Here is a 24749-nt window from a genome sequence, read left to right on the forward strand (position 1 = left end):
ATGGCAGAGTCCTCCCATGGTCATTTCGATACGCGGGCCGCGCCGTTGCTCCGCCGCGGCCGCCCTTCTCCTGAGCGCTGTCCTGTCCCTGACCGCCTGCGGCGAGCGCCGGGGAACGGACGCGGCACCCGCCGCCCCGGACGCGCTCCCGACCGCGAGCCCGAGTACGACCCTCGGTGCGAGTGCGAGTGCGAGTGCCCCCGGCGCCTCCCCCTACGTCGAGCCCGGAGCGGGCGACGGCGCCCCGCACTACGGGGACAACAACGCCCACCGCCGCTCCGGCGAGATGTCCCCCGCCAGCGCGAAGGACGCGCGGGGGGAGGCCGACCGGATCGAGCCCGTGCTCAAGCGGCTCTGGGAGGAGGGGAAGTGGGACCCCCAGAGCGTGCGGTCGGCCCTGCGGCCGCTCGGATACGAGGAGGAGAAGACCGGGCCGAAGGGTGAGCGGCTCGGCGGGACGCTCAGCGTGCGGGAGATGGAGCCGCGCTTCCAGGCCGACCACTACGTCACGCCCGAGGGCACCCGCGTCGGGCTGCGGGTTCACGACGACGCCTGCGTCACGGCGTTCGTGCAGAAGACCAACTACCAGGTGAAGACGAACGGCCCGTACCTGGAGAGCGGCTGCTTCGAACCGCCCTTCGCCCACTGACGGCCCGGAGCCCCATGCGCTACCACCACGTCGACGTCTTCACCGGCCACCCCTACAGCGGCAACAGCCTCGCGGTGTTCCCCGAGGCGGATGAGCTGACCGGCGGACAGATGCAGGCCGTCACCCGCGAACTGCGCCACTTCGAGTCCGTCTTCCTGCTCCGCGACGGCGCGCCCGCGAACCCCCGGCGGGCGCGGGCCCGTGTCTTCGACCTCACCGGGGAACTGCACTTCGCCGGTCACCCCCTCATCGGCGCCGCCGCCGTACTGCACGCCCTCCACGGCGCCGCCGACCACGAGGCCTGGACCCTGCGGCTGCCGGCCCGGACGGTGGAGGTCACCACCGAGCGCCGCGGTCCGGGCCGGTACGCGAGCCTCCTCGACCAGGGCGCCGCCGCCTTCCTGGGCCGTCCCGACCCGCACGGCCTCGCCGCCCTGTTCGCGCTCGAACCGGGGGACCTGGACCCCGGCCTGCCGCCGGAGGTGGTCTCCACGGGCCTGCGCTACCTGGTGCTCCCCGTGCGCGGCGACGCGCTGGCCCGCGCCCGCGTCACCGCGCCCCTCGACGGTCCACTGGCCCGCATCGGCGCCCAGTTCGCCTACCTCCTGGACGCCGCGGCCCCGGAGGAACGGCACTGGAACAACGACGGGGTCCTCGAAGACGTCGCCACCGGCAGCGGCGCGGGCTGCGCCGCCGCCTACCTGCGCCGCCACGGCCGCATCGGCGCCGGGGAGCCGGCCGTTCTGCGCCAGGGCCGGTTCACCGGCCGCCCCAGCGAGATGACCGTCATCGCCGACGGCCACGGCGAGGACGTCCACTCCGTGCACGTCGGGGGCGGCGTCGCGTTCGTCGCGGAGGGCCGGCTGCGCGAACTGCCGCCGGGGTGAGGTCCCGTACGGCGTCGGGCCCGCCCCGCCGACCAGGATCGGGCCGCGCAGGAAGTGGGCGGTCCCGGGTCGGGGTTCAGTGCTGCCCGAGGGTCGCGGGGGCGGATGCCCGGGCGCGGCGGCGGGCGGTCAGGAAGGAAATGCCGACGACGGTGCCGGCGAGGGCGAAGAGCGCACCCAGGGCCAGCGCGATGGCCGCCAAGAGCAGCCAGGTGGGCTTCGGGACGAGCTTGCCCCGGATGTCCCCGGTGGGGAGGGTGCCGTGGCCCTGGCCGGCCAGGTAGTCGGCGTCGTGCGAGAGCCCGCGGTTGTCGCCCATGACCAGTACCCGTCCTTCGGGGACGCGCACGTCGAAGGGCACGGCCGAGGGCGGGGAGCCGGGTGCCAGGTACGGCTCGGCGAGGGGTTTCCCGTTGAGCGTCAGGGCGGGATCCCCGCTCGCGTACGAGAGCCGGTCGCCCGCGACCGCCAGCACCCGCCCGCCGATGCCGATGCCGTCGACGCCCTCCGGATCGGAGACCACGGCGACGTCCCCGCGGTGGATGCGTTCCTCGCCGGACAGTTCGTACCAGACGTCCGTGCCGCGAGGAGACCTCGGCGCCATGAAATCGTCCCCCATGCGCTGGGCGTCGTACCCCCCTGGCGCGAAGAACACGCCGATCGTGACCAGCGCCGCCAGGACCGTCTTCACCCCCATGACCAGGAGGGCGATCGCCCATATTCCGCGTCTGCGTGCCGGTCCGTTCCCCACGCTGCCCCCCATGATCATCCGTCTCGGTGAAGAGTACGTCGCCGTGGGCCATTCAGGGCGACCGCCGTGTGTCGGCCCTCCACGGCGGGGCGGGGGCTCCTACCTTCCGGAGGTGTACGTTCCGAATCTGCGAAAGGCATCGCCGTGAAGCGAACCGTCCGTACCACCTCCCGCGCCCTGGCCGTCCTCGCCGCCGGCACCATGCTCGGCCTGTTCGCCGCCGCCGCGCCCGCGGCCGCCGACTCGGGCCCGACCTACGTGTTCGTCGTCGGCAGCACCATCGTCCAGGTGGCCCAGGACGACGTCTTCAACGCCGGACGCGACAACACGGTCGGCTCCCACAACGGGGAGACCGCGGCCACGTCCGTCTCGGCCTTCGAGGCCATGCCGATGGCCGACTGGGCGGAAACGTTCTGACCGACGGGACGACGGGTCCACGAAGCCCGAGGCCAGGGGCCGGCCGCTGTCCGGGCGGCCCCGTCCGCGGCCACAACGGCACCCTGGATTTCGTCAACTCAGCGCGAACTCGGCACCAACTCTTCGCGCCGCACGGCCCACTCAAAAGGTGCCCCAGACAACCGTGTTGTCCGACAGGTGAGTTACCAACAGGAAGTGATGGAACGTCGCACAGAGTTGCGGTACCTTCCTTCACGTCGCCGCCACACCCGGGGCACAGGGCCCCATGGGACTTGCGGCGCAAAGGACCCGACACCTGTTGACGACAGCGACCGAAGTCTTCACAGTCCGGCCGTACACCCCGCACTGCCAGGTGATTAGCACCGAAGGCGACCATGCCGTCATAGGCATCTCGCCGGGGAACAGCTACTTCTCCGCCCAGCGCGTTCTCGACCTCGCCCAATGGGGGATGCGCAACTTCGAGCAGGTCGACCTCATTTACACCGACCTGCACGTAGCGGAGATGTACGAGGCCCTCGGCTACGGCGAGGACGAGGCCCGACGCAAGGCGGTCAAGAATCTGCGCGGCGTTCGCGCCAAGGTGAACAACGCCGCCGCAGAAGCCGACCCCACCGGCACCCGCCTGCGCGCCCGGCCGATGTCCTCCCTCACCGACATCCCGGCCTACCGCGCTCTGCACAGCCACCTGAACAGCCTGCTCGACAACGACCCGGAGTTCCGCAGGACCTGCAACTCCCTGGTCGACTCATTCCTCTCCTCCAAGGTCCTGGACGGGAAGTCCGCCACCACCCGGCAGCGCGAGGTGTGCCTCGAGTACGTCTGCGCCGAGGCGCCGCTCTTCCTCGACACGCCGGCCATCCTCGGCGTGCCGTCTTCGCTCAACTGCTACCACCAGCTCCTGCCGATGGCGGAACTGCTGTACTCCCGCGGTTCGGGTCTGCGCGCTTCGCGCAACCAGGGCCACGCCGTCATCACGCCCGTTGAAGGACACCCCGATGCCCACTGACACCCTGCTCGACTTCCCGTTCTCCGCGCGCGGCGACCAGCTCCCCCGTGAGATCGAGGAACTCCGCAGCGAGCCCGTGAAGCGGGTTCGCACGATAGCCGGCGACGAAGCCTGGCTCGTCTCCTCCTATGAACTGTGCAAGCTGGTCCTGGAGGACCCCCGGTTCAGCCTGAAGGACACGTCCGCTCCCGGCGTGCCCCGCCAGTACGCCCTGACGATCCCGCCCGAGGTCGTCAACAACATGGGCAACATCACCGGAGCCGGTCTTCGCAAGGCCGTCCTCAAGGCGATCAACCCCAAGACCGACGGCCTCGTCGACTGGATGCGCGCCGAGGCCACTGCCCTCGTCGACAGCCTGCTGACCTACGGTGCGCCGGTCGACCTGCGCGGCCAGTTCGCCAACCCGTACGCCGAGCGCCTCCACTGCCGGATCCTCGGAATCCCGGAGGCCGACGCCCCGCGCCTGGCCGCCAGCCTCGACATCGCCTTCATGAACTCGGCCTGCCCCGTCACCGGTGCCAAGCTCAACTGGGACCGGGACATGGCCTACATGGTCGAGCGCCTGGACGACCCCGCCACCACCGGGCTCATCTCCGAACTCGCCGCCCTGCGCGACGACCCGGACTACGCCCACCTGACGGACGAGATGCTGGCCACGGTCGGCGTCACACTGTTCGGTGCCGGCGTCATCTCCACCATGGGCTTCCTGACGATGGCACTCGTCTCCCTCATCCAGCACCCCGAGGTGTGGGAGCAGTTGCGCGAGGCGCCGGAGAAGATCCCCGCCGCCGTGGACGAACTCCTGCGCATCAACCTCTCCATCGCCGACGGCCTGCCCCGCCTCGCCCTGGAGGACGTCACCCTCGGCGACGTCGAGGTGAGGAAGGGCGAGCTCATGCTGGTCCTGGTCGAGGCCGCCAACACCGACCCGGCCGTGTACCCGGACCCGCACGTCGTCGACATCGACCGGGCGAACGCCGGCACGCACCTCTCCTTCGGCGGCGGGCAGCACTACTGCCCCGCCACCGCCCTCGGCAAGCGGCACACCGAGATCGCCGTCGAGGTCCTGCTGGAGAAGATGCCCAACCTCCAGCTCGCCGTCCCCGTCGACCAGTTGGTCTGGCGGACCCGCTTCATGAAGCGCCTTCCGGAGCGCCTGCCCGTGCTCTGGTAACCCACCAGGCGCATGCACGCGTACGACGACTGCCCCGGCCGGAACATCCGGCCGGGGCAGTCCCCGTAGCGGCTCGCGCGCGACGCCCCCAGGAGGTATCAGGCGCTGACGTAGGCCGCGAGGTGCTCGCCGGTGAGCGTGGAGCGCTTGGCCACGAGGTCGGCGGGAGTGCCCTCGAAGACGACCTTGCCGCCGTCGTGGCCGGCGCCGGGGCCGAGGTCGATGATCCAGTCGGCGTGTGCCATGACCGCCTGGTGGTGCTCGATCACGATCACCGACTTGCCCGAGTCGACGAGCCGGTCGAGCAGGCCGAGCAGGTTTTCCACGTCGGCGAGGTGGAGGCCGGTCGTCGGCTCGTCGAGCACGTAGACGCCGCCCTTCTCCGACATGTGGGTGGCCAGCTTGAGCCGCTGCCGTTCGCCGCCGGACAGCGTGGTGAGCGGCTGGCCGAGGGTGAGGTACCCGAGGCCCACGTCGGCGAGCCGGTCCAGGATCTTGTGCGCGGCAGGCGTGTGCGCCTCGCCGGAGCCGAAGAACTCCTCGGCCTCGTTCACGGACATCGCGAGGACCTCGCTGATGTCGCGGCCGCCGAGCCGGAACTCCAGCACCTCCGCCTGGAACCGCTTCCCCTCGCAGTCCTCACAGGGGGTGGCCACGCCCGCCATCATCGCCAGGTCGGTGTAGATGACCCCGGCGCCGTTGCACGTGGGGCAGGCGCCCTCGGAGTTGGCGCTGAACAGCGCCGGCTTCACGCCGTTGGCCTTGGCGAACGCCTTGCGGATCGGTTCGAGCAGTCCGGTGTAGGTCGCCGGGTTGCTGCGCCTGGAGCCGCGGATCGGCGTCTGGTCGACCGACACCACCTGCTCGCGCGCCGGAATCGATCCGTGGACGAGGGAGCTCTTGCCGGAGCCGGCGACCCCCGTGATGACGACCAGTGCCCCGAGCGGGATGTCGACGTCGACGTCCCGCAGGTTGTTCGCCGTCGCGCCGCGGATCTCCAGGGTGCCGGCGGGCTCGCGCACCGTCTCCTTGAGGGTGGCCCGGTCGTCGAGATGGCGGCCGGTGATCGTGTCGCCGGCCCGCAGGCCCTCGACGGTGCCCTCGAAGCAGACGGTGCCGCCCGCCGTCCCGGCGCCGGGGCCGAGGTCGACCACGTGGTCGGCGATCGCGATCGCCTCGGGCTTGTGCTCCACCACGAGGACCGTGTTGCCCTTGTCGCGCAGCCGCAGCAACAGGTCGTTCATCCGCTGGATGTCATGGGGGTGCAGGCCGATGGTGGGCTCGTCGAAGACGTAGGTGACGTCGGTGAGCGCGGAACCGAGGTGGCGGATCATCTTGACGCGCTGCGCCTCGCCGCCCGACAGCGTGCCCGCGGGCCGGTCGAGGGCGAGGTAGCCCAGGCCGATCTCGACGAAGGAGTCGAGCGTCCGCTGCAGCGCGGCGAGCAGCGGTGCGACCGACGGCTCCTTGAGACCCCGGACCCATTCGGCGAGGTCCCTGATCTCCATCGCGCACGCGTCGGCGATGCTGATCCGCTTGATCTTCGACGACCGGGCCCCCTCGCTGAGCCGGGTGCCGTCGCACTCGGGACAGGTGGTGAAGGTGACCGCCCGCTCCACGAACGCCCGGATGTGCGGCTGCATCGCCTCCTTGTCCTTGGACAGGAAGGACTTCTGGATCTTGGGGATCAGCCCCTCGTAGGTGAGGTTGACTCCGTTGACCTTCACCTTGGTCGGCTCGCGGTAGAGGAAGTCCTGCATCTCCTTCTTCGTGTACCGGCGGATCGGCTTGTCCGGGTCGAGGAATCCCGACTCGGCGTAGATCCCCACGGTCCACACGTTGTCCGACTTCCAGCCGGGGATGGTGAACGCACCCTCGGCGATGGACTTGGAGTCGTCGTAGAGCTGGGTGAGGTCGATGTCCGAGACCTTGCCTCGGCCCTCGCAGTGCGTGCACATGCCGCCGGTGCGGTTGTAGGTCGCCTTCACCGTCTTGGTCCTGGCGGCGCCGCGTTCGACGGTGATCCCGCCGCTCGCCCGGACCGTGGCCGTGTTGAAGGAGTACGCGCTGGGCGGGCCGATGTGGGGCTTCCCGAGCCTGCTGAAGAGGATGCGCAGCATCGCGTTGGCATCGGTGGCGGTGCCGACGGTGGAGCGGGGATCGGCGCCCATCCGCTGCTGGTCGACGGTGATCACGGTCGTCAGACCGTCGAGGACGTCGACCTCGGGGCGGGCGAGCGCCGGCATGAAGCCCTGGACGAAGCTGCTGTACGTCTCGTTGATCAGCCGCTGGGACTCCGCGGCGATCGTGTTGAACACGAGCGAGCTCTTGCCCGAGCCGGAGACCCCGGTGAACACCGTCAGCCGGCGCTTCGGGATCTCGATGCTGACGTCCTTGAGGTTGTTCTCGCGCGCGCCGTGCACGCGGATCACGTCGTGGCTGTCGGCACCGTGCGGCACGGAGGACCGCGCCCCCGTCCCCGTCCCCGTGGCCTTGCTCATCGTGTCTCCGTCGTTCGGGCGGGGACCGCGTGCGCGTTCCCCGTCGGTTTCGCTGGTCCGGACTCTGCTGCTCGTGGTCTTTACCGCTTCGGCTGGTTGAAGCGGAGCATGTTGCCGGCCGGGTCGCGGAAGGCGCAGTCGCGGACGCCGTACGGCTGGTCGATCGGCTCCTGCAACACCTCCCCGCCGGCTGCCTGGATGCGCTCGAAGGTCGCGTCGACGTCGTCGGTGGAGAAGATCACCCCGCGCAGCATGCCCTTGGCCAGCAGTTCCGCCATCTGCTGCTTGTCCGTCGGGGAGGCGTTGGGGTTGGCGAGCGGAGGTTCGAGGACGATCTCCACGTCGGGCTGCTCGGGTGCGCCGACGGTCACCCAGCGCATCCCCTCGAACCCGACGTCGTTGCGCACCTCCATGCCGAGGACGTCGCGGTAGAACGCGAGCGCCTTGTCGTGGTCGTCGACTGCGATGAAGCACTGTGAGAGCTTGATGGTCATGCCTCCGACGCTACGAGGCGGCGCCCGATTCCGCTTCTCCGTTTCTGATCGGTCGCGTATGAATCTTCGCGATGCACGCCGGGATCGCCGCACCGGCCTCGTGCCGGCGTGCCCGGTACGCGCTCGGGCTCTCGCCGACGAGCTCGGTGAAGCGCGAGCTGAACGACCCGAGCGAGGTGCATCCGACCTCGAAGCAGACCTCCGTGACGCTGAGGTCGCCACGCCGGAGCAGCGCCTTCGCCCGCTCGACGCGGCGGGTCATGAGGTAGCTGTACGGGGTCTCCCCGAAGGCGGCGCGGAAGCTGCGGGAGAAGTGCCCGGGCGACATGAGGGCGACGTTGGCCAGCGCCGGAACGTCCAGCGGCTGCGCGTAGTCGCGGTCCATCGTGTCCCGCGCGCGACGCAGGCGTACCAGGTCCTCCAGGGTCATGGACCCAGCATCGCACGGGCGGTTCCGGGGCGTCGGCCACCTGTGCGAACTCGGTCCATGGAGCTGCGCTTCAGCCCGTCCTGCCGGGCCGCCTGGGGCCGGTTCAAGATCAGCGCACCCTCCGGCTCCCGTAGAGAGGAGCGTCTCCACGGTACGGAGCCGGCCCGCCGCCGGTTCCGGACCACACCCTTGCACTGTCCGGTACCGGCCAACCGTCCTGTTCGGCCTGGGCAAGGTCGGCCCGCGGTGCTGAAGTGGGTGTCACCGGCCGGCCGCGTCGCGGATCGCCGCGAGCGGCCCCGGACACCATGACACCGATGCGAACAAGGGGAAGAGCCTCATGCGCAGCCGAGTCCGCAGCACCGTCGCCACCAGCCTCGTCGGCACCACCGCCGCCCTCGTCGCCCTGCTCGTGCCCGGCACCGCCCACGCCGCCCCGGCCAAACTCAGCCACGCGTCGGCCGTGAGCAAGCTGAACGCGACCGGCGGAATAGGCCTGTCCTCGAGCGGCGGCTGCAGCAACCGGAACAACAGCACCTGCACGTCCCTGGAGCAGGTCAACGCCGCCAGCATCAGCGACGTCATCACCCTGCGCAAGGCGAGCGGATGCACCCTCACCATCACCGGCGGCACCGAGGTGGGGCACGCCCCCGGCACCTACAGCCACTGGAACGGCTACAAGATCGACTTCAGCCCTTCCAGCTGTGTCGGCAACTACGTCACCGGCAGCTTCACGCGGATCGCCGACCGCGGCGACGGCGCGGCCCGCTACCGGTCCGCCGCGGGCAACGTCTACGCGCGGGAGAGCAACCACTGGGACGTCACCTTCTGCGGGGGCAGTTCGGCCTGCACCTCGGCGGCCAGCTCCTGAGCGACGCACGAGGGACCGGTCAGGGCGGAACCGAAGCGCCCGCCGGTCCCGCTGCGCCGCACGACCGGCGGCGAGACGACCCCGTGGCGGCGCCGGTCACGCCAAGGGCGGCGCCCGAAGGCCTCAGCCCGCGCCGCGCCCTTCCGCCAGCACCTCCCGGATCACGTGACGGGCGTTGTGCGCCATCGCCCGGTTGGTCCTGCGGTAGTACGGCAGCGCGATCAGCGCCTGCGAGAGCGTCCGGCCCCGGCCCCGTCTCCAGGTCGCGTCGTCCACGCCGAGCGCCTCGCGGAAGACCTCCCGCGCATCGGCCGGCAGCAGGTTCCACGCCGGGAACAGATCGCACGCCGGGTCTCCCACCCCCGTGCACCCGAAGTCGATCACCGAGGTCAGCCTGCCTACGCGCGCGGCGGTTTCGACCTCATCGCCACCCCCTTCACCGCGCTGCCGCTGCTCGGCGCCGATCCGGCGCTCGCCGCCGATCCCCGGGTGACGGACCTGATGCCGCCCTGGGACGTGGAGGCCGTCCGGGCCGCGGCCGCGACCCCGCCGAGCACGGAGCAGAGAGCCGTCCTGGAGCGGGAGGTGGGCGTCTACCGGCGTGTCGTCGAGGGGGTGCGGCCGCCTCGCGCTGGGCACCGACGCGCCGCTCACCCCCGTCGGGCTCCACCTGCACCTCGCCCTGCGCGCCCTGCACCGGTACGGGATGTCGCCGGCGGAGGCCCTGACCACCGTGACCAGGACCCCGGCCCGGGTCTTCGGCGTCGCGGACCGGCTCGGCACGGTCGAACCGGGCAGGATCGCCGACCTCACCCTCGTCGACGGCGATCCCCTCACCGACTTCGCGGACCTGATCCGCGTACGGGCCACCATCCAGGGCGGTGTCCTGCGTGAACGGCCCGCCCTGGAGCACGCCTTCACCCGTTCCGGCGCGACGCCGGACCCGGCCCCCGGGGACTGGCGCGCCGTGCTGCACCAGATGCTCCGGGACGGCTGCTGCATCGCCCCCGAGGACGCCCGCTGAGGCCGGCGGGCGCAATGCGCCGTCGGCTTCGCGGTCAGGGCTGGTCGAACCAGGCGAAGGCGGTGATCCGCCAGCCCTCCGGGGTCCGCACGAACTGGATGGTCTTGGTCCCGCCGCCCTCGAACGGTTCGCCGTCCAGGATCCCGGACTTGCGGTACTCGCCGAACCGCGACGCGATGTCGCCCGCGATCTCGGTCCGTTCCGAGGTCTCCCACTCGGAGAACTCGACGAGCCGGCCGCCGGACAGCAACAGCCGGCGCGGCTCGATGAACTCGTCCACGGTGTAGGACGTGAGGTCCGGGCCGGTACTCACGATCACTCCGCCCGGCAGCATCAGCCGCCGGATCCGTCCCACGTCGGCGGCCTTGCCACCGCGGTTGTCGAAGGCGCCGAAGAACTCGGCGGTCACCACGTCTATCTCGGCCTTGGACATGGACATGGACATGGACATGGCGCGACAGTAACACCCGTGCGGGCGGCGGACATCCCTCCGCTTTCAGGGCAGCCGGCTCTGCGCCTCGCGGGTGCGGCGCCGGACGATCGCCTTGGCGTACAGCAGGTGGCCGATGGCCCCGGCGGCGAGCAGCAGGACGACCAGCCAGGGCGCGAGGTGGTCGGTGCCCAGGACGACGAGCAGCGGAACGGCGACTCCGGGCAGGGCCCAGGTCACGACGTCCCGCGGAGCGCGGCCGAAGCGGAGCGCGATGGCGGCGTGGGCCAGGTGGTAGACGGCGAGCCCGCCGGCCAGGGCCCCGACCGCGCCGAGCGGCAGGTGCGCGTGGCCGGCCTCCTCGACGGCGGTGGCCAGCCCGGCGGCCATGACAGCTCCAGCCAGCCGGCGTGCCGGTCCTCCCGGGCCGGCGGTGCGGGGGTCGCCGGCGGTGGGGGCGGTGCGGCCTGCGCGTTCACCGCGGACCTGGCGGGTCGCTGCGTCCAGTGCGCGGGCCCGCGGGCCCGCGGTCGGTGACCCTCATGACTCGCCTCTCGTCCACGGGCCGTCCGTCCGCTCAGGCTGCCAGCGCACTGGTGATCACCAGGGGCGGCCTCTCCCGTTCCGCCGGCCACGCCCGGCCGGCCGCGAGGTCCGGGTCGGCGACGGTGAGCGCCTCGTCCACGGTGGGCCGGTGCTGGACGACGTCCCGGAAGCCGGCGCGCTCCAGCAGGCCCTGGTAGTAGCCGACGGGCCACGCGTGGTTGCGCATCTCCTGCCAGGATCCGTCCGTGCGCCGCAGCCGTACCGTCAGCTCGTCACCCGGCCCGTAGACCTCGCCCGGTTCGCCGATCCGCAGCGAGGCGTACTCCGTGCCGTTGCAGGCGGGGTCGGTGGTCAGCAGCACGAAGGGGGCGTCCGGCCGCAGCAGGCGGCGGATCTCGGTGAACACGTCGAGCACCTCGTCCTCGGTCGGCAGCGACGCGAGCACGTGGTTGCACATGACCGCGTCCGCACAGCCGTCCGCGAGGCCGGCCACCCGGCCGTCCTCCACGAGGTGGTACTCCGAAACCGCGGTCGCCGAGGCGCGGGCGAGCGCCAGCATCTCCGGGGAGGTGTCCACCCCGATGACCCGCGCCCCCAGCTGCCGGGCCGCGCGGTCGGCCACCTTGCCCGGCCCGCATCCGTAGTCCACCAGGACCGCGCCGGGGCCGATCCGGCGGGACAGGGCCCGGAAGACGAACGGGTACCCGAGCAGCCAGTCCGTGGCCGGCTCCACCGCCGCGAATGCCCGCGCGCCGTCACGTCCGGACCAGGCGGCGCCCTCTGCGGCGCCGCTCTGCCCGGGTCCCTCCGACCAGTCGCTCACAGCCCCACTATCGACCCATCGCCACCGCGCGGCAGTGTTACGACACGACGTCCCGGCTCACCGCCTTCCCGCCTCCGGCTTCCCCGGTTTCCCCGGCTTCCCGCCGAAGCGCGTTCGGGCCGGGACGCGCCGTGGCAGCATCCTCCCCATGAGCCGAGACGACAGCGACGAGGCGTACGTGGTCGACCTGTGCAACCGGGTCCTGGGCGCGACGGCCCTCACCCAGCACAGGTTCGACTGGCTGCTCGGCGATCCCGGGGCGGGCGGTCGGCGGGCCAGGCTGCCGGTCGACGCGTACTGGCCCGGCCACCGGCTGGTGCTGGAGTACCGGGAGCGCCAGCACGACGAGCCGACCCCGTTCTTCGACAAGCCCCACAGGATGACGGTCAGCGGAGTCCACCGCGGCGAGCAGCGCGCCCGCTACGACGGCTACCGCGACGCGCAGATCCCGGCCCACGGCCTGCGGCTCGTGGTCGTCCGCCCGGCCGACCTCGCCGCCGACGGCCGGGGCCGCCTGCGCCGGACCCCGGAGACCGACCTGGAGATCCTCCGCGGCCTGCTCACGGAGGCGGCGGCGGGCCGCTAGAGGCTGATCCAGTAGCGCCGCTTGGGGCCGATGAGGGTGTCGCGGACGTCTTCCAGCACACCGCCGTTGGCCTCGATCGTGCGGATCGACGCCTCGTTGCCGGGGTCGCACGTCAGCAGTACCCGGTCCATCCCCAGCAGGCGGGCCTCGTGCCGGACGGCCGCGAGGGCCCAGGTGGCCAGTCCTCGGCGGCGGGCCGAGGGGCGGACGCTGTAGCCGATGTGGCCGCCCGCGTCGAGCAGGAAGCCGTTCAGGTAGTGGCGCAGGTCTATGGCGCCGAGATAGGTGTCGCCCTCGGCGATCCACCAGTACGTGGCGTGCACACGGCCGTGCTCGACCGGCAGCGTGCGGTCCGCGTACCGGTGCAGCCGGTCCACCCAGGCCGCGAAGCCCTCCGGGCTGTCCACCTCGTCGTCGGAGCCGAGCCCGGCGCCGTCCGTGTGGGCGTCGGGGCCCGCTTCCAGCTGAGCGGCGAGCCAGGAGCTGTGCAGGCGCGGGGTGGGGGTGATGAGCTCTGGCATACCTCGGACCATAACAGTCGGATCATCCGACCCGGTCCGGTGCTGCCGGGGGCGAACCTCAGCTGGACGGGGATGCGGGCGGCTTGGATGCCGGCGGCTTATGGCCGGGGTACACGTGGTCCGGCGTCACGATGCTGGTGATCGCCTCGCCGAAGAGGGTGCTGGGCTCCTGGCCGTCGTGCAGGATGTCGGTGTTGAGGATGACGACCAGGGTCGCCTGCTCCTGCGGCAGGTAGACGCCCAGGCTCTCGTAGCCGGGGAGCGAGCCGTTGTGACCGATCCAGCCCTGGACGTTGAAGAGGCCCAGCCCGTAGCCGGCGCCGGGAATGCCGACCGAGGTGGTCTTCAGGCGCTGGGCCTGTGTCGCGGGCGTCAGCAGCGTGCCCGTGGCGAGGGTCCGTGCCCAGCTGCGCAGGTTCTGGAGGTCGGAGATCATCGCGCCCGCGGCCCAGGCCCAGGACGGGTCCCAGTCGGTCGAGACCTCGACCTTGCCGGAGGCCGTCTGGTTCGTGTAGCCCTGCGCGTGCGGTGCGGGGAACTCCGCGCCGGTCGGGAAGAACGTGCGGCGCAGTCCGGCCGGCTCCACGACGTCCCGGTCGATGACGTCCTCGAGCGGCCTGCCGGTGACCTTCTCGATCAGCAGACCGAGCAGGATCAGGTTGGTGTTGGAGTACTGGAACTGTGCGTTCGGCTCGAACTGGACCGGGTGCTTGAAGGAGTAGTCCAGCAACTGCTGTGGCGAGAAGCGGCGATCGGGGTCGGTGGTGAACGCCTTGTCGAAGTCCGCGTCCTCGCTGTAGTTGAAGAGCCCGCTGCGCATGCCGGCCAGCTCGCGCAGGGTGATGCGGTCCCCGTTCGGTACGCCGTCGATGTAGTCGCCGATCGGGTCGTCCAGGCCGACCTTGCCCTGGTCGACCAGCTGGAGGAGGGCGGTGACCGTGAACGTCTTGGTCTGGCTGCCGATGCGGGTGTTGAAGTCGGTCCGCATGGGTGCGCCGGTCGCCTTGTCCGCCACGCCGAAGGCCTTCACGTAACTGCCCTTGCCGGGTGCCCACAGCCCCACGATCACGCCCGGCACCCGGGCCTCGTCCATGACCTTGCGCACGGCGGCGTCGAGTTGGGCCGCGACGGCGGGGGTGAGCTCCGGGAAGCCGCCCTCGGCGTCCGGGGTGGGGGCGGCGGGGACGGACCGGATCGGAGCGGGCGTGCCGTACGCGGAGCCCGCGACGGCCGGGGCGACGAGCAGGCCCGCTGCGGCGGCGGCCACGCAGGCCCGGCGGAACCGTATGTGCGTCGGAGTCACCACAGGCCTCCTGCCGTACGGGGGTCAGGGCACAGCAATCACGATCAGCCTAGGCTCGTGGCGGCCGTGCCGCGAGGCGAGCGGTCCGCTACTGCAGGGGCCTCGCGCGGGCGATGACCAGGGCGACGTCGTCGTGGTCGTCCGGCCGGCGCAGGGAGTCCAGGAGCCGGTCACAGGTCTCCTCCAGCGGGCGGCCGGTGTCGGCGAGCAGGGCCAGGAGGAGGTCGAGGCGTTCGTCGATGGGCTGGTCGCGGGTCTCGACCAGGCCGTCGGTGTAGAGGACGAGTTGGTCGCCGGGCTCCATGGCCACGGTGGTGGCCTCGAAGGGGATGCCGCCCACGCCCAGGGGTGCGCCGGTGGGCAGGTCGAGGAGTTCCGGGGTGCGGCCGGCGCGGATGAGGACGGGCGGCAGGTGTCCGGCGACGGCCACGCGGCACTGGGCCCGGTGCGGGTCGTAGACGACGTAGACGCAGGTGGCGATGGTCTCTTCGAGGGCGGCGGTGGTGCGGTCGAGCTGTTGGAGCACCTGGGGCGGGTCGAGGGCGAGTTCGGCGAGGGTGCGGGTCGCGGTGCGCAGTTGTCCCATGCTGGCGGCGGCGTTGATGCCGCTGCCCATGACGTCGCCGATCACGAGGACGGTGGTGTCGTCCGCGCCGGCGATGGCGTCGAACCAGTCGCCGCCGATCTCGCTGCTGGCGGCGGCGGGCCGGTACCGGGAGGCGACTTCCAGGCCGGGTGTGGGCGGTGGGTGGTGCGGGAGGAGGTGGTGCTGGAGGGCGAGCGCGGTGTGGTGTGCGTTGCGGTACCAGCGGGCGTTGTCGATGCACACGGCGGCGCGGGCCGCCAGTTCGCCGGCCAGCACGATGTCGTCGTCGTTGAAGGGCAGCGGGTTGCGGGTGCGCTTGAGGTCGAGGGCGCCGAGGACCTCACCGCGGGCGATGAGCGGCACGGCCAGGTACGAGCGCAGGCCGGCGCGGGTCAGGAGGGTGGCGGCGGTGCTGTCGCGGGCGATGCGCGAGATGTCCTGGGCGTGCACGTGGGCCACCAGCACCGGGTGGCCGGTCGTCACGGACTGGGTGACCAGCCGGTCCGCGGCGTACGCGGCGATGTCGCCCGGCGGGTCCGCGGCGCGGACGGCCTCGCTGGGGAAGGCGGACGCGACGGCCAGGGCACGGAACACGGCGGACTCGTGGGCGGACGACCGCAGGGTCGGCCGGCCTTCGAGGACGGAGTCGAGGATGTCGACGGCGGCGATGTCGGCGAGCTCGGGCACGACGACGTCGGCGAGCTCGCGGGCGGTCTGGTCCAGGTCGAGGGTGGTGCCGATGCGGACGGTGGCGTCCGCGATCAGGGCGAGGCGCCGGCGGCTGCGGGCGATCTCCAGGGCCGCCTGGTGACTCTGGGTGACGTCCACCACGGAAGTGGCCAGGCCGAGGACCCGTCCGGTGGCGTCCTCCAGCCTGTAGTACGACACCGACCAGGCGTGTTCGGTGCGCTCCCCGCCGTGGGTCCGGCCGGCCGTGAACTGTTCGAGCAGCGGGGTACCGGTCGCCAGGACCTGGCGCATGGCCGACTCGGCGGCCTCCGCGTCGTCGAGGAAGGACAGGGCTTCGCGGACGCCCCGGCCGATGTGCTGGGCGGCGGGCAGCCCGTTGATCCGCTCCAGGGTCGGGTTGACCAGGACATAGCGCAGCTCCGTGTCCAGGACCGCGAGCCCGATCGGGGACTGGGCCACCAGGCGCGCGGAGAGGGCGAGGTCCCGCTCCAGCTGCCGCAGCCGTGTACGGTCCGTCGCGATGCCGAGGGCGTACGGCTCGCCGTGCTCGTCGAGCAGCCGCATGTTGCGGAATTCCACCAGACGCGTGCCGCCGTCCTTGTGGTGCACCGGGAAGGCACCTGCCCAGTCCCCCGCGCCGCCCATGACGCGTGCGAAGAGCTCGGTGACCAGACCGACGTGCTCCTTGGAGGCCAGCAGCTGGGCGGCAGGGCGGCCGAGCGCCTCCTCGGCCGACCAGCCGAACAGCTGCTCGGCCTGGGGGCTCCACAGGGCGACCCGTCCTTCGGCGTCGAGGACGACCGCCGCGACGTTCAGGACGTCGAGCAGCCCGCTGGGCGGGGCGACCCCGACCTCGGCCCGCCCGGTCCCACCGGCCCCCAACCCGTCGATCGAACCCATCGGGGACGCTCCCTTCCGGCCCTCGGCCCGCCGCCCACCCGCCCAGCGGCGGCCCGGGGCGCACGGCTACCTCTCATCGTGCCCCGGAACCCTCCCGGCAGCGTCCGGAGCGCCGCCCTTCCGGGTGGCGGTCAGCTGACCGGATCGGTTCACTCAGCGGGCGCATCTGCGATTCACCGCGGTCCGGGCGCCGGCGCCCGGACCGCGTAGGCTCGGCGGATGGCGAAATACTTCGACGTGCACCCCGAGAATCCTCAGCGTCGCACGATCGGCAACGTGGCCGACATCATCCGCTCCGGCGCGCTCATCGCGTACCCGACAGACTCCTGCTTCGCGCTGGGATGCCAGCTCGGCAACCGTGACGGCATCAGCCGGATCCGGTCGATCCGGAACCTCGACGACCGTCACCACTTCACCCTGGTGTGCCAGAACTTCGCGCAGATGGGCCGGTTCGTCCAGATCGACAACGACGTGTTCCGCGCGATCAAGGCGGCGACACCCGGCAGTTACACCTTCATCCTCCCCGCGACGTCGGAGGTGCCGCGCCAGCTGCTGCACCCGAAGAAGAAGACGGTCGGAGTCCGGATTCCCGACCACGTCGTCACGCAGGCCCTGCTCGACGAGCTCGGTGAGCCGCTGCTCTCCAGCACCCTGCTGCTGCCCGACGAGGACGAGCCGATGACGCAGGGCTGGGAGATCAAGGAGCGGCTCGACCACGAGGTGGACGCCGTGCTGGACTCGGGCGACTGCGGCACCGAGCCGACCACGGTCATCGACTTCTCCGGCGGCGAGGCCGAGATCGTGCGGCGGGGCGCCGGCGACACGGCACGGTTCGAGTAGCCGCGCCGGGGCCGGGCGCTCACGAGGAGGGGCGCACGTCCGCGTGGAGGCCGAGGTACCGGTACCTGCCGGATTCGGCCTGGTAGAGGTGGGCGGTACGGCCCCGGGTCAGCACGTGTGTGTTGGCGTCGAAGGCCAGCTGCTTGGCCAGGCCCTCGTGGGCCGTCCGGAAGACCCGGCGGGTCACGCCCGCACGGTCCCGCCCCTCCTCGCCCAGGCCGGTCAGGGCCGCGGCCAGCAGGCCCACGGCGTCGTACGCCTCGGTGGCCCATCGGGCGGGCGGCTGCCCGTACGCGGCGCGGTGGGCGGCGACGAACTCGGCGGCTGCGGGCACGGCCTGGGGGTCGGTGAAGAAGGTGCCGAACAGCCAGCCCTCGGCCGCCGGACCGGCGTCCGCGAGGAAGGCGGGCTCCATGATGTGCTGGAGGCCCATCCGCGGGCCTTGGAATCCGGCGTCGGCCAAGGCACGGGCCATCCCGGCCGCGCGCTGCGGTGAGGTCCCGGCGAAGACGACGGCCTCGGCCCTCGCCTCGGTCAGCGCGCGTGCGGCGCCCGCGAAGTCGGAGCTGCCCACCGGAATCCGGTGGACGCTGACGGTGCCACCCGAGGGCGGGGACTGCTGCAGGGTACGCACGAGCGGCCACGTGGGTTCCCCGCCTTCGGCGTCCTCCACCAGGCCCGTGCGGCGGACGGGCCGTACGCGGCTGAGGTAGTCGATCACCGGGAGGGCGAACTGGTCGCCGGCCGGGCGGGTGGCGCACACGGTGCGCCATGCCGGCTGGGACAGGGCGGTCTCGGGGCTGTCGACCGACACCAGCAGCAGGGCCAGATCGGCCGTGCCGCACGCGGTGGCCAACTCGGGCACGGCCGCGTCCCAGGTGGGGCCGGTGAGTGCGACCACCGCGGGGTCGGCGGCCAGCTCCTTGACCACTTGCGCGGCGCGCGTTGCGTCCCCGCCGTCGTCGGCGACGCGCAGGACCAGCCGGAACGCGGCGTCCTTGCGGCTGTTGTGCCGCTCCACGGCCAGTTTCATGCCGCGCTCGTGGGCCTGGCCGGTCTCCTTCCCGGGTCCGGTCAGGTCGGCCTGGAGGGCAAAGGTGAGGGTGGCGAGTTCGCGGGCGGGCGTCGTGGTCGTGCCACGGGCCCGCCGGCGGGTGGCGAACCAGGCGGTGGGCGCGCCGACGGCGGCCAGGCCCGCGCCGGCCGCGAGCAGCCGCCTGCGCGTGAGGCCCCTTGCCGGCGTCTGCGGCGCGTCGATGCGGGTCGGCTCCGGGGCGGGCAGGTCCAGGGCCCTGGTGGACCGTTCGGCTATGAGGCGGGACAGCGCGGGCGGCAGCCAGTCCTCGGCGTGCGCCCCGGAAGGGTCGTCGCCGGAGCGGTCGTCGCCGAGTACGGCGCTCAGCTGGGCCGGGGTCGGCCGGGCGGCCGGGTCCTTCGCCAGGCAGGCCAGTACCGGTTCGAGCAACTCCGCGGGAAGACCGGTGAGTTCGGGCTCGTCGTGGACCGTACGGTAGACCACGGCGGCCGCGTGCCCGCCGCCGAACGGCCCGTGCCCGGTCGCCGCGTACGCCAGGACGCAGCCGAGGGAGAACACATCGCTCGGGGCGCCCGCCGCGGCGCCGTCCGTCCGGGCCTGTTCCGGCGCCAGGTAGCCGGGCGTGCCGATGACGGCGTCCACGGCCGTCAGCGTGGCGGCCCCCTCGGCGCGTGCGATACCGAAGTCGATCAGCCGGGGCCCGTCCGGGGCGAGGAGGATGTTGCCCGGTTTGACGTCCCGGTGGACCAGCCCGGCGGCGTGCACCTGCGCGAGCGCCTCGGCGAGCCGCGCGCCCAGGGTCCTTACGGCCCGGACGGGCAGCGGACCGTACCCTCCCACCGCCTCGGACAGGGCGGGTCCGGGGACGAACGGGGTGGCGAGCCACGGCTCGCGGGCCTCCGCGTCGGCGGCGACCACCGGGACCACCCAGCGCCCGGTCAGCTGCCCGGCGGCCTCCACCTCGCGACGGAAGCGGAGGCGGAAGTCCGGGTTGGAGGCGTGGTCGGCGCGGATGACCTTGACCGCCACCAAGGTGCCCGCGGCGGAGCGGGCGAGGTACACCGTGCCCATGCCGCCCGAACCGAGGCGCCCCAGCAGCCGGTTGCCGCCGATCGCGGCCGGATCGGCCGGGGTGAGGGGGCGCATCCGCCGCTATCCCGCCGGGGACGCGGTGGGCGCGGGCTCCATGGCCGGGCCCACGTAGCGGATGCTGCCGCCCTCCACCTTGTGCAGGAAGTAGATGTTGCCCTTGACCTGACGGCGCTCGTCGAAGGCGAACTCCTTGGTCAGGCCGCGGAAGGTGCCCTGGGTGAGCGCGGTCAGCAGGTCGGCGCGGTTCGGGCGGCTGCCGCCCGCCGCGGCGGCGACGAGCCCATCGATGACCAGGCGGGTCGCGTCGAAGGCCTCCGCGGTCCAGATCGCGGGCGCCGACCGGTACGCCGCCTGGTGCGCGCGGGCCACCTCCGCGACCTCGGGGGCTTCGGGGCCGGTGTACGGCGTGCAGAACTGCCAGCCTTCGGCTGCCGGCCCTGCGGCCGCGAGGAACTCCGGGCCGGCGATGGTGTAGTCGGCGGCGCGGGGCCCCTTGAAGCCGGCGGCCGCCAGCAGTGCGGCCGCCTTGGCCCCACCGGCCGGGGTGCCCGTGTAGAAGAAGCCGTCGACGCCGTGGGCGAGCATGTCGGTGACCACCGGGGCCAGGTCCTGGGTGCCGCGCGGGACGACGCGCACGTAGAAGGTGGCCTCGGGAGCGAAGGAGGCGATGGTGCGGCCCACCAGCAGGGCCGCCTGCCAGGTGTCCGTGTCGCCGTCGCGGTCGCTGAGGATGCCCATCTTCCGGACGCCCTGCTTTCCGGCCAGTTGAAGGTTGACCGCGGCGGCCTGGGCCGAGGAGATCGGGCAGCTCTGGAAGAAGCTGCGCCGGTCGGTGACGCTGAAGGTGGTCGCCAGGGCGGACACGGTCACCAGGGGTACGGAGCTCTCGCCGTAGAGTTCGAGGCACGGGATCACGGAGTCGTTGCCGGTGGGGCCGATCACCGCGAACAGGTCGCGGTTGGCGATGAGTCCGGTGGCGGCGGCCGCCGAGCGGTCGGCCCTTCCGGCGTCGTCGGCAGTGGCGACGGTGAGCGTGAACGGCTTGTCCTTGCGGGAGTTGAACGCGTCGACGGCCAGCCGCACTCCGCGTTCCTGGGCCTGTCCGGCGGCCTTCTGCGGGCCGGAGAGGTCGGCGTGCAGACCGATCACCCATGGCCGGGGGGCATCCGCGTCCGCGGTCCCGGGCTCGTCCCGCTCGCGCAGCGCCAGCCAGGCGGCCAGGCCGCCGCCGGCCGCGAGCACGGCGCCGCCGGAGGCGAGGGCGAGGAAACGCCTGCGGGAGGGTGCGGCCGTGCCGGGCGCGGGAGCGGCGTCCGGGTCGGCCACGGTCTCGTCGATGCCGGGCAGCGCGAGCAGCGCGGCGGCGCGCTCGGCGATGGTCGCGACGACCGGGTCGGGCAGCCAGTCGGTGCCCTCACCCGGGGTGTCCTCGGTCAGCCCCGCCTCCACCTCGTCCGCGGTGGGGCGGATGTCGGGGTGCTTGGCGACGCAGGTCCGCAGGAGCGCGGTGAGTTCGGGGTCGGCGAGGACCTCCGGGCCGAACTCGGGCTCGTCGTGGACGGTCCGGTAGAGCACCGCGTCCACGGTTCCGGTGCCGAAGGGCAGGCGGCCGGTGGCGGCGTAGGCGAGGAGGCAGCCGAGCGAGAAGACGTCGCCGGCCGGTTCGGCGGGGCGGCCCTCGGCCTGCTCGGGCGGGAGGAAGCCGGGAGTGCCGAGGACCGCGTCGGCGGAGGTCAGGGCGGTGTGCTCGCCGCCGCGCGCGATGCCGAAGTCGATGAGCCGGGGCCGGTCCATGCCGAGCAGTACGTTGCCGGGTTTGACGTCCCGGTGTACGAGGCCCTGTGCGTGCATCCCCCCGAGTGCCTTGGCCAAGGCCTTGCCGAGGATCCGTACGGCGCGCAGCGGGAGCGGGCCGTGGGCCGCGACGGCCTCGGCCAGGGAGGGGCCGGCGACGAAGGCGGTGGCCAGCCACGGTTCGGGCGCGTCCGGGTCGGCGCCGGTGATCCGGACGGCCCACGGGCTGTCGACCTCCGCGGCGATCTCGGCCTCGCGGCGGAAGCGGGCCCGGAAGTCCGCCTCGTCGGCGTACTCTGCGCGGATCACCTTGACCGCGGCGAGCGCCCCGTCGTCGGTGCGGCCGAGGTAGACCACGCCCATGCCGCCGGCGCCGAGCCGGCCGAGGAGGCGGTACCCGGCGATCCGGGAGGGGTCCGAGGGATGGAGCCGCTCCATCAGCCCGCCGCCTTTCCGAGCTCCTGCTTGGCCTGAATCATCAGCCGGCTGGTGCCCTGGACGACGAACGCGACCATGTCCTCGTCGGTGTAGCCCGCCGCGCTCTTGCCGGAGACGGCCACGGTGACCGGTCCGAACTGGGCCTGGTGCCATCGGTAGTGGTGGGGCCCGCCGTACTTCGTGCTGACGTACTCGCCGGACTCGCTGAAGGCGTCCTCGGTCCAGCCGTTCATCTGTTCACCGAGGTAGAGGGAGCCGCCCCACAGGTTCTTGAGCTCCTCCCCCTCCCGCAGCTTCTGGGCCGGGCAGCGCAGGACCTCTTCCATGGCGCGGGCGGTCTCCCAGCCGGATTCCTGGCGGTTGTGGTGGATGGTGACCGTGGCGTTGAGCTGCAGGCGGCCACGGCCGCCCTTGGCCGGAATCTGGAAGGAGCGGGTGCTCGTGGCGAGTACGTCGTCCGGCAGGCCCGCGGTCTGCCAGACGCAGTCCTCGTCGAGGACGGGCCAGCGGCCCGGATCGCTCTCGAACGGGGTGCTGCGCACGACTTCGGGGCCGAAGGCCGCCTCGGTGATGACGATCCGGCCGAGCAGGTCGCGGGCCTCGGCGACCGTCTTCGGCTGTTTCGACTCGTCCAGCGGAGGCACGAGGGGGAAGCCGGAACTGCTGGGCGAGGCGGCCGGCGTGCTCGCGCCGGAGCCGCCCGGAGCCGGGCCGCCCGGGGCGGGCGACGACGCGGCCGGGGTGCGGCTCGCCGCGTCACTCGTCGCCGCACCGCCCTTCGCCGTGCCGTCGGCCGTACACCCGACGAGTAGGAACAAGCCCGCTGCCGCGCACCCGTAGGCGTGCAGCGCAGAGCGCCGTCTGCGTGTCTCCGGTCCCCCCACGGCACGGATCGTACCCCGCTACAGCCGCGCGCAACTGAGCTATGGGAAAGCGGTGTTGGGGGGTGATCCGGGCAGCCGGCTCAGCGCCGCGTGCCGAGGGTCCACGCGGACTCGTGGCGGGTGAAGCCGATGTGCGGGTAGTAGCCGACCGCGGCCGGGGCGGAGAGCAGGACCACCTTCGCCTCGGGCGCCGCCTCCTGGGTGACGCGGATGAGGTCGCGGCCAACGCCCTTGCCCTGGTAGGCGACGTCGACGGCCAGGTCGCTGAGGTAGGTCGAGTACGCGCCGTCGGTGATCGAGCGGGCGATGCCGATGAGGCTCCCGTCGTCGGCGCGGGCGAGGACGACGAGGTTGGCGCCGGCCAGCATCCGGGCGAACCGCACCACATCGGCGACCGGACGACGCTCGGCGAGGGTGGAGGCTCGGTAGAGGCCGATGACCTCCTCGACGTCCAGGTCTGCACCGACGACACGTTCACAGGTCCACATACCGCCACAACTCCCCGCATGTAATAGTCACTGGCCAGCATTGATTATTACATGCGGGGAGAGGTGCAACACAAACCGGTGGACCGGTATGTGGGGCGCGCGAGCTGGGCAGGATGAGGGAGCGTCCGTCAACGGAAGGAGCGCCGTGCTCACTCACGTTCTCGCTTGGCTCCGACGGCTCCCGGAACGATTCACCGGCACCACGGCCCGTGGCACCGGCCCGGCGAGCGGCGGGGCCCCGCTCTTCACCGCGGATTTCGGGTCGGCCTCCCAGTGGGTCGCCGGCCGCTCCTGGGCCTATCCGCGCGGCGGCCCCACCAACCCCGGGGACAACAAGCTCGACCACCTGGTGGAGGACCCGTCCTACAGCCGCACCGGCACCTTCCGGGCCGTCCGCCGCCCGGACGGCAACTGGAACGCGGGCCTGCTGACCACCGAGGGCAGCGACGAGGGGTTCATGGTGCGGGCCGGGGACGTGCTGGAGTCCCGCGTGCGGCTGCCCGTCGAGGCCGGCGCCTGGCCGGCGATCTGGACCTGGCGGGACGGGGGCAACGAGGTCGACGCCTTCGAGTACCACCCGGACAACCCCGACCTGCTGGAGCTCTCCAACCACGTCAAGGGCGGCTCGCGCTACCACCGGGACCCCGCGGTCGGCCCCGGCGGCTGGGTGGACCTGAAGGTCGAGTTCGGGGCGCGCTCGGTCGTGTGGTGGGTCAACGGCACGCGGGTGTTCGCCGACCGGCGCGGAGTGGGGCGCAACTGGAGGGCGTACCTCATCGTCAACCTCTCCGTCTGCGCCGGGCGCTACCACCCGGCGCCCGACGCGGACGTGTCAGAGATGTCGTACGAGGTCGCGTACCTGCGCGTCCACCGGCCTTAGGAAGCGGGGGCGGATGCGGAGGCGGCGCAGCTCTCGTGGCCCCAGCGGCTGCCGTTCTTGGCGATCGTGTCACCGACGGCGTAGGGCTTCCCGCAGGGGCAGCTGCCGGGGAACTTCGCCTTGATGGCCCGGGGTGCGCGGCCCGGCGCGGCTCCTTCGGCCGTCCGCTTCCTCGCCGGGGCCGTCTTCTGACGCGCGGGCGCGGCCGGGGCCGGTACCGGCAGGTCCGGGTTTCCCAGCGCGGTGCCGGCGGCTTCCTGCGTCCGGGCCGCGTCGCTGGCGGCCTGGTCGGCGATCGCGTTCAGGAGGTCGCCGTCCTCGCGGTGCGCCGGGACGTAGACGAACGTCACGTCACGATCGGCCAGCAGCAGGTCGATCTGCTCGACGAGTCCGCGGTTGGCGACCGGCTGGCCGGAGGCGGTCTTCCACCCGTTGCGCTTCCAGCCGGGCAGCCACTGCGTCACCGCCTTCATCGCGTACTGGGAGTCCATCCGCACCTCGACGGACGTCCCGGGGGCGAGCGCCTCGAGCAGCCGCTGGAGGGCGGTCAGCTCGCCGATGTTGTTGGTGGCGCGGCCCAGCGGCCCGGCCTCCCAACGCTCGGGGCGTCCCTGGGAGTCGGCGATGACCCAGCCCCATCCGGCCGGCCCGGGATTACCTTTCGCCGCTCCGTCACAGGCGGCAATGATGCGATCAGACATCCCCCGA

The 24749-nt window shown here is 72.5% G+C and carries 25 protein-coding genes and 1 pseudogene; 10 read left to right on the forward strand and 16 right to left on the reverse strand.

Going from position 1 to position 24749, the window contains the following annotated elements; translation table 11 throughout:
* Window positions 1-16 precede the first annotated feature (16 nt).
* Together OG332_RS01540 and OG332_RS01545 are read left to right on the forward strand one after the other, a co-directional pair.
* The gene (locus OG332_RS01540; protein WP_327411714.1) at window positions 17-649 is read left to right on the forward strand and encodes a hypothetical protein; all 633 of its coding nucleotides are present in this window, start codon (window positions 17-19) and stop codon (window positions 647-649) included.
* Window positions 650-663: 14 nt separating this feature from the next.
* Window positions 664-1536 (forward strand): PhzF family phenazine biosynthesis protein, encoded by an 873-nt coding sequence (locus tag OG332_RS01545; RefSeq protein WP_327411715.1) that lies wholly within the window; start codon window positions 664-666, stop codon window positions 1534-1536.
* Between the two features lie 76 nt (window positions 1537-1612).
* Here OG332_RS01545 and lepB read toward each other — a convergent pair whose 3' ends face one another.
* On the reverse strand, window positions 1613-2233 hold the full coding sequence (lepB, locus tag OG332_RS01550; protein WP_327411716.1) for a signal peptidase I: 621 nt from the start codon (window positions 2231-2233) through the stop codon (window positions 1613-1615).
* Window positions 2234-2431: 198 nt separating this feature from the next.
* Between lepB and OG332_RS01555 the strand changes: the two genes are divergently transcribed.
* From OG332_RS01555 to OG332_RS01565, 3 genes are all read left to right on the forward strand, one after another.
* Window positions 2432-2704: a hypothetical protein gene (locus OG332_RS01555; protein WP_327411717.1), complete on the forward strand. Its 273-nt coding sequence runs from the start codon at window positions 2432-2434 to the stop codon at window positions 2702-2704.
* Window positions 2705-2969: 265 nt separating this feature from the next.
* The gene (locus OG332_RS01560; RefSeq protein WP_327411718.1) at window positions 2970-3710 is read left to right on the forward strand and encodes a tRNA-dependent cyclodipeptide synthase; all 741 of its coding nucleotides are present in this window, start codon (window positions 2970-2972) and stop codon (window positions 3708-3710) included.
* Window positions 3700-4884, forward strand: a complete 1185-nt coding sequence (locus OG332_RS01565; RefSeq protein WP_327411719.1) for a cytochrome P450 — start codon at window positions 3700-3702, stop codon at window positions 4882-4884. Before OG332_RS01560 ends, OG332_RS01565 begins: the two co-directional genes overlap by 11 nt.
* 98 nt (window positions 4885-4982) lie before the next feature.
* Here OG332_RS01565 and OG332_RS01570 read toward each other — a convergent pair whose 3' ends face one another.
* The 3 genes from OG332_RS01570 to OG332_RS01580 all read right to left on the reverse strand — a co-directional run bounded on the left by OG332_RS01570 (window position 4983) and on the right by OG332_RS01580 (window position 8309).
* The gene (locus tag OG332_RS01570; RefSeq protein WP_327411720.1) at window positions 4983-7385 is read right to left on the reverse strand and encodes an excinuclease ABC subunit UvrA; all 2403 of its coding nucleotides are present in this window, start codon (window positions 7383-7385) and stop codon (window positions 4983-4985) included.
* 80 nt (window positions 7386-7465) lie between these two features.
* Complete coding sequence (locus OG332_RS01575; protein WP_327411721.1) at window positions 7466-7879, reverse strand: VOC family protein; 414 nt, start codon at window positions 7877-7879, stop codon at window positions 7466-7468.
* Window positions 7880-7889: 10 nt separating this feature from the next.
* Entirely contained in the window at window positions 7890-8309 is a 420-nt protein-coding gene (locus OG332_RS01580) for a helix-turn-helix transcriptional regulator (RefSeq protein ID WP_327411722.1), read from the reverse strand.
* Between the two features lie 340 nt (window positions 8310-8649).
* Here OG332_RS01580 and OG332_RS01585 point away from each other — a divergent pair, with 340 nt between their 5' ends.
* The gene (locus tag OG332_RS01585) at window positions 8650-9180 is read left to right on the forward strand and encodes a hypothetical protein (protein ID WP_327411723.1); all 531 of its coding nucleotides are present in this window, start codon (window positions 8650-8652) and stop codon (window positions 9178-9180) included.
* Window positions 9181-9303: 123 nt separating this feature from the next.
* Here the strand turns inward: OG332_RS01585 and OG332_RS01590 are convergent.
* Window positions 9304-9579, reverse strand: a pseudogene (locus OG332_RS01590) (phosphotransferase); the annotation flags it as partial.
* Between the two features lie 202 nt (window positions 9580-9781).
* Here OG332_RS01590 and OG332_RS01595 point away from each other — a divergent pair.
* A complete protein-coding gene (locus tag OG332_RS01595) occupies window positions 9782-10204 on the forward strand; it encodes an amidohydrolase family protein (RefSeq protein WP_442816091.1) in 423 nt (140 codons plus the stop codon).
* 34 nt (window positions 10205-10238) lie between these two features.
* Here OG332_RS01595 and OG332_RS01600 read toward each other — a convergent pair whose 3' ends face one another.
* From OG332_RS01600 to OG332_RS01610, 3 genes are all read right to left on the reverse strand, one after another.
* Window positions 10239-10637: a DUF4440 domain-containing protein gene (locus OG332_RS01600; RefSeq protein ID WP_327419072.1), complete on the reverse strand. Its 399-nt coding sequence runs from the start codon at window positions 10635-10637 to the stop codon at window positions 10239-10241.
* Between the two features lie 63 nt (window positions 10638-10700).
* Window positions 10701-11024, reverse strand: coding sequence for a hypothetical protein (locus OG332_RS01605; protein ID WP_327411724.1), 324 nt, complete (start codon window positions 11022-11024; stop codon window positions 10701-10703).
* Between the two features lie 187 nt (window positions 11025-11211).
* Complete coding sequence (locus tag OG332_RS01610; RefSeq protein ID WP_327411725.1) at window positions 11212-12003, reverse strand: class I SAM-dependent methyltransferase; 792 nt, start codon at window positions 12001-12003, stop codon at window positions 11212-11214.
* Between the two features lie 148 nt (window positions 12004-12151).
* Between OG332_RS01610 and OG332_RS01615 the strand changes: the two genes are divergently transcribed.
* Entirely contained in the window at window positions 12152-12589 is a 438-nt protein-coding gene (locus tag OG332_RS01615) for a hypothetical protein (protein WP_327411726.1), read from the forward strand.
* Here the strand turns inward: OG332_RS01615 and OG332_RS01620 are convergent.
* The 3 genes from OG332_RS01620 to OG332_RS01630 all read right to left on the reverse strand — a co-directional run bounded on the left by OG332_RS01620 (window position 12586) and on the right by OG332_RS01630 (window position 16589).
* Complete coding sequence (locus tag OG332_RS01620) at window positions 12586-13110, reverse strand: GNAT family N-acetyltransferase (protein WP_327411727.1); 525 nt, start codon at window positions 13108-13110, stop codon at window positions 12586-12588. The genes OG332_RS01615 and OG332_RS01620 overlap by 4 nt on opposite strands.
* Before the next feature lie 58 nt (window positions 13111-13168).
* Window positions 13169-14413 (reverse strand): serine hydrolase domain-containing protein, encoded by a 1245-nt coding sequence (locus tag OG332_RS01625; protein ID WP_327411728.1) that lies wholly within the window; start codon window positions 14411-14413, stop codon window positions 13169-13171.
* An 88-nt stretch (window positions 14414-14501) separates the two neighbouring features.
* Window positions 14502-16589, reverse strand: coding sequence for a SpoIIE family protein phosphatase (locus OG332_RS01630; RefSeq protein ID WP_327411729.1), 2088 nt, complete (start codon window positions 16587-16589; stop codon window positions 14502-14504).
* Window positions 16590-16808: 219 nt separating this feature from the next.
* Between OG332_RS01630 and OG332_RS01635 the strand changes: the two genes are divergently transcribed.
* Complete coding sequence (locus OG332_RS01635) at window positions 16809-17429, forward strand: L-threonylcarbamoyladenylate synthase (protein WP_327411730.1); 621 nt, start codon at window positions 16809-16811, stop codon at window positions 17427-17429.
* Window positions 17430-17448: 19 nt separating this feature from the next.
* Here OG332_RS01635 and OG332_RS01640 read toward each other — a convergent pair whose 3' ends face one another.
* From OG332_RS01640 to OG332_RS01655, 4 genes are all read right to left on the reverse strand, one after another.
* A complete protein-coding gene (locus OG332_RS01640; RefSeq protein WP_327411731.1) occupies window positions 17449-19611 on the reverse strand; it encodes a bifunctional serine/threonine-protein kinase/ABC transporter substrate-binding protein in 2163 nt (720 codons plus the stop codon).
* 6 nt (window positions 19612-19617) lie between these two features.
* Complete coding sequence (locus tag OG332_RS01645) at window positions 19618-21789, reverse strand: bifunctional serine/threonine-protein kinase/ABC transporter substrate-binding protein (RefSeq protein WP_327411732.1); 2172 nt, start codon at window positions 21787-21789, stop codon at window positions 19618-19620.
* Window positions 21789-22673 carry a hypothetical protein gene (locus OG332_RS01650; RefSeq protein WP_327411733.1) on the reverse strand — a complete coding sequence of 295 codons (885 nt, stop codon included), beginning with the start codon at window positions 22671-22673 and terminating at the stop codon, window positions 21789-21791. Before OG332_RS01650 ends, OG332_RS01645 begins: the two co-directional genes overlap by 1 nt.
* Window positions 22674-22753: 80 nt before the next feature.
* Entirely contained in the window at window positions 22754-23161 is a 408-nt protein-coding gene (locus tag OG332_RS01655) for a GNAT family N-acetyltransferase (RefSeq protein ID WP_327411734.1), read from the reverse strand.
* Between the two features lie 145 nt (window positions 23162-23306).
* Here OG332_RS01655 and OG332_RS01660 point away from each other — a divergent pair, with 145 nt between their 5' ends.
* Window positions 23307-24041 carry a beta-glucanase gene (locus OG332_RS01660; protein ID WP_327411735.1) on the forward strand — a complete coding sequence of 245 codons (735 nt, stop codon included), beginning with the start codon at window positions 23307-23309 and terminating at the stop codon, window positions 24039-24041.
* Here OG332_RS01660 and OG332_RS01665 read toward each other — a convergent pair.
* Entirely contained in the window at window positions 24038-24742 is a 705-nt protein-coding gene (locus OG332_RS01665; RefSeq protein WP_327411736.1) for a ribonuclease H family protein, read from the reverse strand. The two genes, OG332_RS01660 and OG332_RS01665, sit on opposite strands and share 4 nt — an antisense overlap.
* Window positions 24743-24749: the final 7 nt, after the last annotated feature.

The sequence above is a fragment of the Streptomyces sp. NBC_01233 genome, from assembly GCF_035989305.1.
Lineage (GTDB): Bacteria > Actinomycetota > Actinomycetes > Streptomycetales > Streptomycetaceae > Streptomyces.

What these genes read in the sequence shown, in the direction of transcription:
- OG332_RS01540 (WP_327411714.1), top strand. Translation starts at nt 17, where the DNA reads ATGGTCATTTCGATACGCGGGCCGCGCCGTTGCTCCGCCGCGGCCGCC.
- OG332_RS01545 (WP_327411715.1), top strand. Translation starts at nt 664, where the DNA reads ATGCGCTACCACCACGTCGACGTCTTCACCGGCCACCCCTACAGCGGC.
- lepB (WP_327411716.1), bottom strand. Translation starts at nt 2,233, where the DNA reads ATGGGGGTGAAGACGGTCCTGGCGGCGCTGGTCACGATCGGCGTGTTC.
- OG332_RS01560 (WP_327411718.1), top strand. Translation starts at nt 2,970, where the DNA reads ATGGGACTTGCGGCGCAAAGGACCCGACACCTGTTGACGACAGCGACC.
- OG332_RS01565 (WP_327411719.1), top strand. Translation starts at nt 3,700, where the DNA reads ATGCCCACTGACACCCTGCTCGACTTCCCGTTCTCCGCGCGCGGCGAC.
- OG332_RS01570 (WP_327411720.1), bottom strand. Translation starts at nt 7,385, where the DNA reads ATGAGCAAGGCCACGGGGACGGGGACGGGGGCGCGGTCCTCCGTGCCG.
- OG332_RS01575 (WP_327411721.1), bottom strand. Translation starts at nt 7,879, where the DNA reads ATGACCATCAAGCTCTCACAGTGCTTCATCGCAGTCGACGACCACGAC.
- OG332_RS01580 (WP_327411722.1), bottom strand. Translation starts at nt 8,309, where the DNA reads ATGACCCTGGAGGACCTGGTACGCCTGCGTCGCGCGCGGGACACGATG.
- OG332_RS01585 (WP_327411723.1), top strand. Translation starts at nt 8,650, where the DNA reads ATGCGCAGCCGAGTCCGCAGCACCGTCGCCACCAGCCTCGTCGGCACC.
- OG332_RS01600 (WP_327419072.1), bottom strand. Translation starts at nt 10,637, where the DNA reads ATGTCCAAGGCCGAGATAGACGTGGTGACCGCCGAGTTCTTCGGCGCC.
- OG332_RS01605 (WP_327411724.1), bottom strand. Translation starts at nt 11,024, where the DNA reads ATGGCCGCCGGGCTGGCCACCGCCGTCGAGGAGGCCGGCCACGCGCAC.
- OG332_RS01615 (WP_327411726.1), top strand. Translation starts at nt 12,152, where the DNA reads ATGAGCCGAGACGACAGCGACGAGGCGTACGTGGTCGACCTGTGCAAC.
- OG332_RS01620 (WP_327411727.1), bottom strand. Translation starts at nt 13,110, where the DNA reads ATGCCAGAGCTCATCACCCCCACCCCGCGCCTGCACAGCTCCTGGCTC.
- OG332_RS01630 (WP_327411729.1), bottom strand. Translation starts at nt 16,589, where the DNA reads ATGGGTTCGATCGACGGGTTGGGGGCCGGTGGGACCGGGCGGGCCGAG.
- OG332_RS01635 (WP_327411730.1), top strand. Translation starts at nt 16,809, where the DNA reads ATGGCGAAATACTTCGACGTGCACCCCGAGAATCCTCAGCGTCGCACG.
- OG332_RS01640 (WP_327411731.1), bottom strand. Translation starts at nt 19,611, where the DNA reads ATGCGCCCCCTCACCCCGGCCGATCCGGCCGCGATCGGCGGCAACCGG.
- OG332_RS01645 (WP_327411732.1), bottom strand. Translation starts at nt 21,789, where the DNA reads ATGGAGCGGCTCCATCCCTCGGACCCCTCCCGGATCGCCGGGTACCGC.
- OG332_RS01655 (WP_327411734.1), bottom strand. Translation starts at nt 23,161, where the DNA reads ATGTGGACCTGTGAACGTGTCGTCGGTGCAGACCTGGACGTCGAGGAG.
- OG332_RS01665 (WP_327411736.1), bottom strand. Translation starts at nt 24,742, where the DNA reads ATGTCTGATCGCATCATTGCCGCCTGTGACGGAGCGGCGAAAGGTAAT.